Here is an 11683-nt window from a genome sequence, read left to right on the forward strand (position 1 = left end):
CCCCCAGGTGTCTACCGGGCGGCCAGCCAACTGGCGTACGAGGGGCTGCGCCCGGCGGCCTCGGCGTGCGCGGTGCGGGCGTAGCCGGTGACCTCGTCGGCGGTCCCGGCCGCGCCGGCGGCGGGGTGCCAGCCGAGCAGGTGGCGCCAGGTCAGCGGGGAACCCGCCAACGGGACGGTGACCAGCCCGGCGGTGGGCGGGAAGGTGGCGCGGCAGAGGCCGACCGCCCGCCCCACCTGCACCAGGTGCACGCAGGAGGCGGTGTCGGTCTCGTACATCGGCAGCGGGGTGAACCCGGCCCGGCTGCAGGCCGCCGAGAAGCAGTCCCCGAAGCAGCCCTCCCCCGGCGCCATCGTCCACTGCTCGTCGGCCAGTTGGCACAGGGTCAGTTCCGGCTCTCCGGCCAGCGGATGGTCGTCGGCCAGCATCGCGAACACCGGATCGGTACCGATCTCCCGCCAGGCCAGCCGGTCGTCACCCTGCGGCTTGCTCTCCCCGCAGACCCCGACCAGCGCGAAGTCCAGCCGCCCGCCCGCCACTTGTCCGGTGAGCTGCTGGATGGACCAGGAGGTGGCGGTGGTCACGGCGGCGCCCGGGTACTCGGCCATCAGCCGGTCCACCAGGGCGCCGAGCAGCGGTCCGTGGGTGGCGCCGAGCCGGAACCGGGGCGGTCCACCGAGCGCGTTGGCGAACCGGACGGCCTCCTCCTGGAGCTCCCGCGCGGCGGGCAGCAGCACCTTGGCCCGGTCCAGCACCAGCTCGCCGAGCGGGGTCGGCGACACCCCCTCCCGACTGCGCTCGAACAGGGTGCCGCCCAACAGCCGCTCAATCCGCTTGAGTTGGGTACTCAGCGCGGGCTGGGCCAGACCCAGCGAGACCGAGGCCTTGGTCAGGCTGCCCGCCTCGGCGATCGCCCGGATGGTCCGCAGGTGGCGCAGCTCCAGCTCCATCCGACGAACGTACGGGCGACGACTCCCGCCGACAAGGGAGCCGTCGCCCGCGATCGCTGCTGGCACCATCCGGCCACCCGGGCGAAACCCGGCCACTGCGGCGGACTCGCTCCGGCACCGGGTCAGGCGGTCCAGTCCGCCAGCGGCAGGCGCTCCAGCACCGTGTAGCGGGACGGGCCAATGCCCGTCTCGCTACGCATCAGACAGACCTCACCGGCCCGCCACTCACTGCCCCGGAAGCCGTCCAGCGCACCGGCCAGCGCCTGCAGATCGCCCGCGTCGGACCGCCGGGAGGCCCGCCGACGGCCCTGCGAGGAGCCCGCCCGGGCCAGCGTCAGATGCGGATGGAAGCCGAACTGGTCGGTCTCGATGCCGAGTTCACCGACCCCCTCGCGGACCGCCTCGGCCAGTCGGCGGAGCGCCCAGACCTCCCCGTCCACCCCGGCCCAGAGCACCCGGTCGCCGAAGCAGCCGCCCCCGGCCAGCCGCAGCCGGTGTGCACCGTGCTCCTCGGCCACCCGGGCCAGCAGCCCGGTCAGCCCGGGCAGTTCGGTCACCGGCAGCTCGCCCAGGAAGGCCAGCGTCAGGTGCCACCCGTCGACCCCGCTCCAGCGCAGCCGCTCCGCCCCCGGCAGCTCGCGCAGCGGCGCCACCGCATCGGCCAGTTCCTGTACCGCGACCACCGGCGGATTCACCGCCACGAAGAGCCTCATACCTCCATGATCGGCCACGGGTACCGCCTGGTAGAAACATTTGCCGGTCGGGCTTACATGCAGATCCACACCGGCGGCCCCGCCGACGCCCCCGCGATCCTGGCCCTGCTCGACGGCGCCGTGGTCTGGCTGGTCACCGACCGGGCCGCCCGCGGCACCGGCGTGGGCGCGGCGCTGGTCGCGGACGCGCTGGCCGAGGCCCGCCGCCGCGGGCTTTCGGCCGTGCGGGTGGACTGCTACGCGGGCGACGACCGACGGCTGGTGGCGCAGTACCAGCGGCTCGGCTTCACCCCGGCCGAGGCGTTCGAGGTCACCCTGGACGACGGCCGCCGGTGGCCCGGTCAGGTCCTGGAGATCAGGCTCTGAGACCGGGTCACCCGACCGACCGTCAGCAGGCGGTGGCCAGCTCCCGGACCCGGACCGGGGTGCGCGGCACGAAGGCCACCACCCGGGAGCCCCGGTGCAGGTCGACCCGGACCTTGAGGTCGGCGGCCCGGGCCAGCACCAGGCCGACCACCAGGGCGGCCAGCGCGGAGACCGCGCCGCAGGCCAGCAGGCCGAGCCGGGGCCCGTAGACGTCGGTCACCCAGCCGACCACCGGGGCGCCGATGGGCGTGCCGCCGGTGAAGACCAGCACCAGCAGCCCGCTCACCCGGCCGCGCATCTCGGGGTCGGTGGACAGCTGGATCATCGAGTTGACCGAGGTGTTGAAGGTCAGGCCGAAGACCCCGATCACGGTCAGCAGCAGCGCGAACGACCAGTACCCGGGGGCGAAGGCGGCCAGCACCTCCAGCGCACCGAAGACCAGCGCGGCGCCGACCAGCCGGCGCAGCCGGGGCACCCCGCGCCGGGCGGCGAGCAGCGCACCGGCCAGCGAACCGACCGCCATCGCGGTGTTCAGCAGGCCGTACTGCCCGGCACCCACGTGGAAGGTGCCGTAGGCGAACCCCGACAGCAGGGTCGGGAAGTTGAACCCGAAGGTCCCGATGAAACCGGCCAGCACCATCGGCCAGAGCAACTCCGGACGCTCCTTCACATACCGGAGCCCCTCCCGGAGTTGACCGCTCTGCCGGGCCACCGGCTCGGTCGGACGCAGTTCACTCGTACGCATCGCCAGCAGGCCGCCGATCACGGCGGCGAACGACAGCGCGTTGACCGCGAAGGCCCAGCCGCTGCCGACCGCGGCGATCAGCAGACCGGCCACCGCCGGACCGATCAGCCGGGCGGTCTGGAAGTTGGCGGCGTTCAGGCTGACCGCGTTGGCCAGGTCCTTGGCGGGCACCATCTCGCTGACGAAGGCCTGCCGGGTGGGGTTGTCCACCACCGTGACCAGGCCGAGCAGCAGCGCGAAGACGTAGACGTACCCGGCGGTGACCGCGCCGGAGATGGTGAGCACCGCGAGGCCGACGGCCAGCAGGCCCATCGCGCCCTGGGTGGCGATCAGCAGCCGCCGCTTGGGCAGCCGGTCGGCCAGTACGCCGCCCCAGAGGCCGAGCAGCAGCATCGGGAGGAACTGCATCGCCGTCGTGATGCCGACCGCGAGCGGGCTGCCGGTCAGGCTGAGCACCAGCCAGTCCTGGGCGATCCGCTGCATCCAGGTGCCGGTGTTTGAGACCACCTGACCGGCGAAGTAGTAGCGGTAGTTGCGGACCCGCAGGGAGGAGAACATCCCACCGGGCCGGGTGAAGCGGGCCCCTGTGGGGCCGTCCCCTTCCGGTGCCTTCCGGAGCGGGGCGGACGCGGCGGTCGGTGCCGCCGCGGTGCGTTCGTCGGGGTCGTCGTCGCCGCTGCCCGGCAGACCCACGGGGGTCGGCGCCAGGCTCTCGGCTGGGGCAGCGGTGGTCGCTGCCGAATCGGTCGTCGAGTCGTCGGTACGGATGGCGGCGCTGATGGCGGCCGGCGGTGTCACGGTGCTCTCCCCTCGAAGCGCGACCACGGCGGTGGCCAGGGTCACGCTGCTGCTTGCTCGGTTGTGTGATGCGGTGATGCGGTACTCCTTCTTCCGGTCCCGACGAGTCCTGCGAGTCCTACAAGGTCCTAGAAGTGGGCCAGCTTGTAGAGGACGGGTGCGGCCTCCTTGAGTACCGCCCACTCCTCCTCGGTCAGCCCCTGGGCCAGTTCGGCCAGCCAGGCGTTCCGCCTGCGGCGGCTCTCCGCGAGGATCGCCTCCGCCTGCTCGGTGGCACTGACCACCACCTGCCGGCGGTCCTCCGGGTGCGGCTCGCGCCGGACCAGGCCCTTCTCCTCCAGCATCGCGATGATCCGGGTCATCGACGGCGGCTGGACGTGTTCCTTCCTGGCGAGCTCACCAGGGGTGGCCTTGCCGCACCTGCCGAGGGTGCCGAGCACCCCGATCTCGGTGGGGCTCAACGACTCCTCGACCCGCTGGTGTCGCAACCGGCGGGAAAGGCGCATGGCGGACGAACGCAGCTGGCTGACCGCTGCGAGGTCCTCCTCGGACATCTCGGGCATAGTCATTAGCCTATCTCATTACTCTCGCTAATAAAAACTCATATCCGCGGGTCGCCAGGAAGGCTGGACATCCCGTCAGGACTTCGTGCCCAGCTCTTGGCGTACTCGTGAAGGACCCACCCTGACCTGGGAGTTCACCAAATCCCCCAAGGTTGCCCTGATTCTGACCCACCGTTAGCCTCCAGGTTGTCAGGAACACAGCACGCCGGCACAGTGCACCCCACCCCCGTCCAGGGAGTCTTCTTGGGTCACATCGACCACGCTGTCCACGGCTGGGTCACCCCGGCGATCTCCTACTTGGCTGCCTGCCTCGGGGCCCTGCTCGCCCTCCGCAGCACCCGGTGGGCGCTGCTCACCGAGGGCCGGACCAGACGGAACTGGCTCACCTTCGCCTCGATATCGCTCGGCCTCGGCATCTGGAGCATGCACTTCATCGCGATGCTCGGCTTCGCGGTCCGCGGCGCCGAGATCCGCTACAACGTCCCGCTCACCGTGCTCAGCCTGGTGGTCGCCATCCTGGTGGTCGGCGCCGGCATCTTCACCGTCGGCTACAGCAGCCGGCCGGTCGGCTCGCTGCTGGCCGGCGGTGTGGCCACCGGGCTCGGGGTGGCCGCCATGCACTACCTCGGGATGGCCGCGATGCGGGTCTCCGGCACCATCGCGTACGACACCACCACGGTGGCGGTCTCGGTCGGCATCGCGATCTTCGCGGCGACCGCCGCGCTCTGGGCCGCGCTGAACATCCAGGGCACCGCGGCCGTGCTGGCCGCCGCACCGGTGATGGGGGTCGCGGTCTGCGCGATGCACTACACCGGCATGACCGCGATCAGCGTCCAGCTCTCGGCGGTCCGCACCACGCCGCCCGGGGTGATCGGGCTGCAGTTCGTCTTCCCGCTCGCCGTCGGCCTCGGCACCTACGTGTTCTCCAGTGCACTGGCGTTCGCCGTCGCCCCGAGCAAGCAGACCGGACGTCCCTCGGTCTTCCTCGGCCCGGCCGCGCCCCTCACCGTCCGGGCTCGGTAACCCGGACCAGCAGGGCCCCCGCCGCTGCCCGGCGGGGGCCCTGCTTTCGTGTCAGCGCTCTCGGGTGTCAGCCGCGCAGGTGCGCCGGGGTCTCGGCCGGGCAGCTCTTGTGCACGAAGGCCCGCCGCAGCTGGTGGTAACTCTCGCCCGGGTCGAGGAAGTTGTGCCGCATCCTGGCCAACTCCTCGGCGCGGTACGCCGCCAGCGGCTTGACCGCCTCGTCGTCGACCCGCCGCTGCTTCTTCGCCAGCAGCCGGGCCGCCAACTCGCCCGACCTGGCCAGCAGGTCGGCCTGCTCCTGCACCCAGCCCCGGAACGCCGTCGAGTCACCACCACCCACCCGGTCCACCAACCCGAGCGCCAGCGCCTCCCGGGGCCCGACCGGCAACGCGGCCGCGGTCAGCCGCTCCGCCTGCTCGGCGCCGACCCGCCGCGGCAGCGTGTAGGTCCAGTACTCGGAGCCGTACAGCCCCATCAGCCGGTAGTGCGGATTGAGCACCGCCGAGGCCCGGCACCACACCTCGTCGGCCGCCAGCGCCAGCATCAGGCCGCCGGCCGCCGCGTTCCCGGCCGGCGCCGCCACCACGTACTTGTCGGTACTGGTCAGGATCGCCTCGACCAGGTCGTCCATCGCGTTGATGTTCGCCCAGGACTCCGCCGCCGGATCGCCGGCCGCCTCGATCACGTTCAGATGGATGCCGTTGGAGAAGAAGTCCCGCGACGGCCCCAGCACCAGCACCGACGTCGGCCGCGCCACCGCCGCCCGGTACGCCGCCAGCAGCCGACGGCACTGCGCCGTACTCATCGCACCACCGGGGAACCCGAACTCCAGGTACCCGACCTCCCCCGCCTCCCGGTAGCGGATCTCCGACCAGGTCTGCCGCCCGGCCGCCCGCTCGGGCGTGACCGGCACCTCCGGTACGCCCGCCAGTACCAGCGCGGGCCCGAGCACCCGCGCGGCGGGCAGCTTGAAGGTGGGCGGACCGCCCGCCTCCCGGCGCGGCCGCAGCTGCGGGATCCAGACCGCCCCGTCCACCGTGGCCCGGCACACCGCACCGTCCCGGCTGGCGATCAAGTCGCCCGGCCTGCCGCGCAGTTCGTCCTCCGCACAGCCGCCGTGCAGGAAGTACTCCCGGCCCATCAGGGTGTCCAGCACCCCCGGCTGACTGTCCGCCGCCCGCAGCTTGCGCAGCACCGTCGCGGTGTCGTCCGCGGCCCAGTCGATCCGCCGGAACTCCTGCGCGTGGTACGGGCGGAGCTGCCCGGTGACGTCCCACTGGGAGTAGTCCAGCGGCTCGGGCCCGTACCAGCCGCCCGCGAACCGCTCGACCGCCAGCAGCACCGCCTCGACCGCCGCGTCCGCGACCTCGTTCCGGTACAACTCGCTCTTCCCGCCGGCCCGGACGGTGAACGGCACCGAGGCCCAGATCGGCCCCGCATCCATCTCCGCCACCGCCTGAAGCACCGTCACACCCCACTCCGCCGCACCCTGGTGGATCGCCCAGTCCAGCGAGGACGGCCCCCGGTCACCCTTCGGCCCCGGGTGCACGATCAGCACCGGGTGCCGCTGCCAGATGTCCTCGGGTATCGCCCGGGTCAGCATCGGCGCCAGGATCAGGTCGGGCTGGAACCGGGCCACCCCGGCCCGTACCGCCTCGTCCCCCAGCGCGAGTTCGACCCCGAGCGTGTGGCCGCGCTCCCGCAGCTCCACATGGACGCGCTGGGTCAGGCTGTTGAAAGCACTGGCGATCAGCAGAATGCGCATTTGCCCTCCGACGGCAGGTCAGCAGTACCGCGAACACCCCCCGTTCACGCCCTGCTCAGCCCCGCCCCCGAGCCCCGCGCGAGCCTCATCCAAGCATGTCCATGCCGACTCGAACGGCTGCCCCAGGGACCTCTACAACACCCCTCCCAAACGCCCTCCGAGAACGCACCGAGCCCTCCCATGCGGTGCACGGGAGGGCTCGCCGGTGACGCGTCGGGTCAGCCGAGGCCGAGGGCCGGCATCAGGTAGTAGAAGGCGAAGACCGCGGCGACCGCGTAGAGGGCGACCGGGACGGTGCGGCCGCGGCCGGCGGCGAGGCGCAGGATGCAGAAGGTGATGAAGCCGAAGCCGATGCCGTTGGTGATGCTGTAGCTGAACGGCATCAGGACCATGGTGAGGAAGGCCGGGACGGCGATCGTGTAGTCGGACCAGTCGATGTCCCGGATCGAGTTGGCCAGGATCAGGAAGCCGACCGTGACCAGGGCCGGGGTGGCGGCCTGGGCCGGGACCATGGTGGCGAGCGGGGTGAGGAAGAGCGCGACCAGGAAGAGCCCGCCGGTGACGATCGAGGCGAAGCCGGTACGAGCGCCCTCGCCGACGCCGGCGGTGGACTCGACGAAGCAGGTGTTGGCGGAGGAGGAGGTCGCGCCGCCGGCGGCGGTGGCGATGCCGTCCACCATCAGGATCTTGTTGATGCCGGGCAGGTCGCCCTTCTCGTCCAGCAGGTGGGCCTCGTCGGCGACGCCGAGGATGGTGCCCATCGCGTCGAAGAAGCAGGACATCAGCACGGTGAAGACGAACAGGCAGCCGGTCAGGATGCCGACCTTGCCGAAACCGCCGAACAGGCTGACCTGACCGACCAGACCGAAGTCGGGGGCGGAGACCGGGTTGCCCGGCCACTCCGGCACGGTCAGGCCCCAGGAGCTCGCCGGGATGGTCGCGGCCTGGTCGAGCAGGACCGCGACGGCGGTCATCGCCGCGATGCTGATCAGGATCGCGCCGGGGACCTTACGGATCATCAGGACCAGGGTGAGCAGCAGGCCCAGGATGAAGACCAGCACCGGCCAGCCGTTCAGGTGGCCGTCGGTGCCGAGCTGGAGCGGGACGGTGGTGTGCGCGGCGTCCGGGATGCGGCTGACGAAGCCGGCGTCGACCAGGCCGACCAGGGCGATGAAGAGGCCGATGCCGATCGCGATGGCCTTCCGCAGGCCGAGCGGCACCGCGTTCATCACCCGCTCGCGGAGCCCGGTGGCCACCAGGATCATGATCGCGAAACCGGCCAGCACCACCATGCCCATCGCGTCCGCCCAGGTCATCCGGGGGGCGAGCTGGAGCGCGACGATGGTGTTGACCCCGAGGCCCGCCGCCAGACCGATCGGCACGTTGCCGATCACACCCATCAGCAGCGTGGTCAGACCGGCCGTCAGGGCGGTCGCGGTGACCAGCTGGGCGCTGCTCAGGTGGGCGCCGGTCATGTCGACCGCATTGGCCAGGATGATCGGGTTGAGCACCAGGATGTACGCCATCGTGAAGAAGGTGGCGACACCGCCGCGGACCTCACGGGCGAGCGTGGAGCCGCGCTCGGAGATCTTGAAGAACCGGTCCAGCGGGCTGGACGGCGGCAGGGTGGCCGGGGAGGGCTCGGGCGACTTTGCGGTCGGCTGGGCCAGCGGAGACATTCGCGTCCTCGTCATGTGGGGGAGGTGAGGAGGGCGGAGACCCGAGCGTCACTGGCCGGGGCTGCCGGGCGACGGCCGGGCAGTCGGGGGATCGCACCAGGGCCGTAGCGGATTCTCAGTATGAGTTCCTCCATCGTGCACGCGCTATCTTCGCGCGTAGAAGGAGCCCATTACGGTCAGATTCGATCATCCGACCCGGCCCACCACTACGGCCCCGAGCACCCCGCCCCGTAGGCTGGGGCCCATGGCCAAGACCGCACTGCGCCCCTCTCCCCCGCCGCTGGAAGCGAACGACGTTGCGATCGTCGGCGGCGGCACGGTGCTCTGGTTCGTCGGCTTCCTGGTGCTGCTCCCCTTCAAGGGCAGCCTGGAGCAGCACGGCCACGGCAGCTGGCCGTGGATCTGCCTGGCCGGGGCCGGACTCGGACTGATCGGCCTCTGGTACTGCCGGGCCCGCCGGGACGCGATCCGCCGCAGCAAGGAGGCGGCGGCCGAGAGCCCCGCCACTCAGCTGGACTGAATCGGACCAAGGTAGGGCGCACTGTACAAATCGCCCACCTAGAGTCGGTCCCATGACTCACCCTGCGGAGAACACGGCGACCGAGCCCGGCGACGATGCGCCCGCCCGCCGTTCCCCTCAGGAGGACCGCGAACGCCCGGGCGGGCTGACCGCCGCCGAGGTCGCCGAGCGGGTGGCGCGCGGCGAGGTGAACGACGTACCCGTCCGCTCCAGCCGGTCGACTCGCGAGATCGTCCGGGCCAACGTGTTCACCCGGTTCAACGCGATCATCGGCGTCATGTTCGGCATCATCCTGGTGGTCGGGCCGCTCCAGGACGGACTGTTCGGCCTGGTCATCGTCGCCAACACGGCGATCGGCATCGTCCAGGAGCTGCGCGCCAAGAAGACCCTGGACGGTCTGGCGCTGATCGGCGAGGCCAAGCCGCAGGTCCGCCGGGACGGCACCGCGCAGCAGGTCGCGGTGGCCGGCATCGTGCTCGACGACACCGTGCTGCTCGGCATCGGCGACAAGGTGATCGTGGACGGCCGGGTCACCGATGCGGACGGTCTGGAGATCGACGAGTCGCTGCTCACCGGCGAACCGGACCCGGTCCTCAAGCAGCCCGGTGACCAGGTGATGTCCGGCAGCTTCGTGGTCGCCGGAGCCGGCGCGTTCACCGCCACCAAGGTCGGCCGGGCGGCCTACGCCGCGCAGCTGGCCGAGGAGGCCAGCCGGTTCACCCTGGTCAGGTCGGAGCTGCGGAGCGGCATCGACGCGATCCTGAAGTTCATCACCTGGCTGCTGATCCCGACCGCGATCGGCCTGATCATCAGTCAGCTCGCGGTGGAGAGGAACGACTGGCGCGAGGCGGTCCGCCGGATGGTGGCCGGCATCGTGCCGATGGTGCCCGAGGGCCTGGTGCTGCTCACCTCGGTGGCCTTCGCGATCGGGGTGGTCCGGCTCGGCCGCAAGCAGTGCCTGGTGCAGGAGCTGCCCGCGATCGAGGGGCTGGCCCGGGTGGACACCGTCTGCCTGGACAAGACCGGCACCCTCACCGAGGGCGGCATGGACCTGGTCGAGCTGCGCCCGCTGGCCGCGTCGGACGGCCAGGGCACCAACGGCCGGCTGCGGCCGGACGCCCCGTTGGCCAACCACGTGCTCGCCGACCAGCAGATGCTGCGGCAGGCGCTCGGCGCGATGGGCGGCGCCGACTCCCGGCCGAACCCGAGCATGCAGGCGGTGATCGACGCGTACGGCGACGGCCACGGCAACGGGCAAGGCGACGGCGAGCGCTGGCGGGTGCTGGAGGCGATGCCGTTCTCCTCCGCCCGGAAGTGGAGCGGGGTGCAGTTGCTGGAGCCGGAGGGCACCGAGGCCAGCTGGCTGCTCGGCGCCCCGGACGTCCTGCTGCCGACCGGTCATCCGGCGCTGGCCGAGGTGGACGAGCTCGGCTCGCGCGGCCTGCGGGTCCTGCTGCTCGGCCGGACCCCGCAGCCGCTCGACTCCCCCGACCCGGCGGCCGAGCTCCAACCGCTCGCCCTGGTGGTGCTCCAGCAGCGGCTGCGCGAGGACGCCGCCGACACCCTGCGGTACTTCGAGAGCCAGCAGGTCGAGGCGAAGGTGATCTCCGGTGACAGCGCGGTGGCGGTCGGCGCGGTCGCCACGCACCTCGGGCTGCCGGGCGCGGAGCTGCCGTTGGACGCCCGGACCATGCCGACCGACCCCGAGGAACTGGCCGAGGTCACCGACCGGACCACCGTCTTCGGCCGGGTGTCGCCCCAGCAGAAACGCGACCTGGTCGGCGCGATGCAGTCCCGCGGGCACACCGTGGCGATGACCGGCGACGGCGTCAACGACGTGCTCGCGCTCAAGGACGCGGACATCGGCGTGGCGATGGGCTCCGGCAGCGAGGCGACCCGGGCGGTGGCCCAGATCGTGCTGCTGGACGACAGCTTCGCCACCCTGCCCTCGGTGGTGGCCGAGGGCCGCCGGGTGATCGGCAACATCGAGCGGGTGGCCAACCTCTTCCTGGTGAAGACGGTCTACTCGGTGCTGCTGGCCATGCTGGTGGTGATCACCCATGTGCCGTACCCGTTCCTGCCCCGGCACTCGACCGTGCTCAGCTCACTGACCATCGGCATCCCGGCCTTCTTCCTCGCCCTGGCCCCGAACAACGAGCGGGCCAGGACGGGTTTCGTCCGGCGGGTGCTGCGGCTCGCCGTCCCCGGCGGGGTGATCGCGGGTGCGGCCACCTTCACCTCGTACATGCTGGCGCGGGCGAACCACTCGACCGACCTGGAGGCGGACACCAGTGTGGCGACGCTGACGCTGTTCCTGGTGGCGATGTGGGTGCTGGCGATCGTGGCCCGGCCGTACAACTGGCTGCGGGTCGCGCTGATCGCCACCATGGGCGGGGCGTTCACGCTGGTGCTGGCGGTGCCGTGGCTGTCGGACTTCTTCCAGCTCTCGCTCAAGGGCCTGCGGGACCCGTTGACCGGGGTGGCCATCGCGCTGGTGGCCGGGCTGCTGCTCGAGGTGGTCTGGGCGGTGATCGTCCGCCGCAACGGGGACACCGGCTGAC

Annotated in this window: 10 protein-coding genes; 4 read left to right on the plus strand and 6 right to left on the minus strand. The window is 71.9% G+C overall.

Annotation, left to right across the window (positions count from 1 at the left end; translation table 11 throughout):
* Positions 1–11: 11 nt before the first annotated feature.
* Both ASC99_RS02780 and thpR read right to left on the minus strand, forming a co-directional pair.
* Positions 12–950 carry a LysR family transcriptional regulator gene (locus ASC99_RS02780; RefSeq protein WP_057227691.1) on the minus strand — a complete coding sequence of 313 codons (939 nt, stop codon included), beginning with the start codon at positions 948–950 and terminating at the stop codon, positions 12–14.
* Between the two features lie 122 nt (positions 951–1072).
* Positions 1073–1663 carry an RNA 2',3'-cyclic phosphodiesterase gene (thpR, locus tag ASC99_RS02785; RefSeq protein ID WP_057227693.1) on the minus strand — a complete coding sequence of 197 codons (591 nt, stop codon included), beginning with the start codon at positions 1661–1663 and terminating at the stop codon, positions 1073–1075.
* Between the two features lie 57 nt (positions 1664–1720).
* On the opposite strand from thpR, the gene ASC99_RS02790 reads away from it, so the two are divergent.
* Positions 1721–2029 (plus strand): GNAT family N-acetyltransferase, encoded by a 309-nt coding sequence (locus tag ASC99_RS02790; RefSeq protein WP_057227695.1) that lies wholly within the window; start codon positions 1721–1723, stop codon positions 2027–2029.
* Between the two features lie 22 nt (positions 2030–2051).
* Here the strand turns inward: ASC99_RS02790 and ASC99_RS02795 are convergent, their stop codons facing one another.
* The gene (locus ASC99_RS02795; RefSeq protein ID WP_369824302.1) at positions 2052–3467 is read right to left on the minus strand and encodes an MFS transporter; all 1416 of its coding nucleotides are present in this window, start codon (positions 3465–3467) and stop codon (positions 2052–2054) included.
* 233 nt (positions 3468–3700) lie between these two features.
* A complete protein-coding gene (locus tag ASC99_RS02800) occupies positions 3701–4141 on the minus strand; it encodes a MarR family transcriptional regulator (protein WP_157531337.1) in 441 nt (146 codons plus the stop codon).
* A 237-nt stretch (positions 4142–4378) separates the two neighbouring features.
* Here ASC99_RS02800 and ASC99_RS02805 point away from each other — a divergent pair, with 237 nt between their 5' ends.
* A complete protein-coding gene (locus ASC99_RS02805; RefSeq protein ID WP_057227700.1) occupies positions 4379–5158 on the plus strand; it encodes an MHYT domain-containing protein in 780 nt (259 codons plus the stop codon).
* Between the two features lie 67 nt (positions 5159–5225).
* Here the strand turns inward: ASC99_RS02805 and ASC99_RS02810 are convergent, their stop codons facing one another.
* Positions 5226–6923, minus strand: coding sequence for a hydrogenase maturation protein (locus ASC99_RS02810; RefSeq protein ID WP_057227701.1), 1698 nt, complete (start codon positions 6921–6923; stop codon positions 5226–5228).
* A 218-nt stretch (positions 6924–7141) separates the two neighbouring features.
* On the minus strand, positions 7142–8602 hold the full coding sequence (locus ASC99_RS02815; RefSeq protein ID WP_057227703.1) for an NCS2 family permease: 1461 nt from the start codon (positions 8600–8602) through the stop codon (positions 7142–7144).
* A gap of 244 nt (positions 8603–8846) precedes the next feature.
* Here ASC99_RS02815 and ASC99_RS02820 point away from each other — a divergent pair, with 244 nt between their 5' ends.
* Together ASC99_RS02820 and ASC99_RS02825 are read left to right on the plus strand one after the other, a co-directional pair.
* Positions 8847–9122 carry a DUF2530 domain-containing protein gene (locus ASC99_RS02820; RefSeq protein ID WP_057227705.1) on the plus strand — a complete coding sequence of 92 codons (276 nt, stop codon included), beginning with the start codon at positions 8847–8849 and terminating at the stop codon, positions 9120–9122.
* A gap of 52 nt (positions 9123–9174) precedes the next feature.
* Positions 9175–11682, plus strand: a complete 2508-nt coding sequence (locus tag ASC99_RS02825; RefSeq protein ID WP_057227707.1) for an HAD-IC family P-type ATPase — start codon at positions 9175–9177, stop codon at positions 11680–11682.
* The last annotated feature ends 1 nt before the right edge of the window (position 11683 follow it).

The organism is Kitasatospora sp. Root107, from assembly GCF_001424875.1.
GTDB lineage: Bacteria > Actinomycetota > Actinomycetes > Streptomycetales > Streptomycetaceae > Kitasatospora.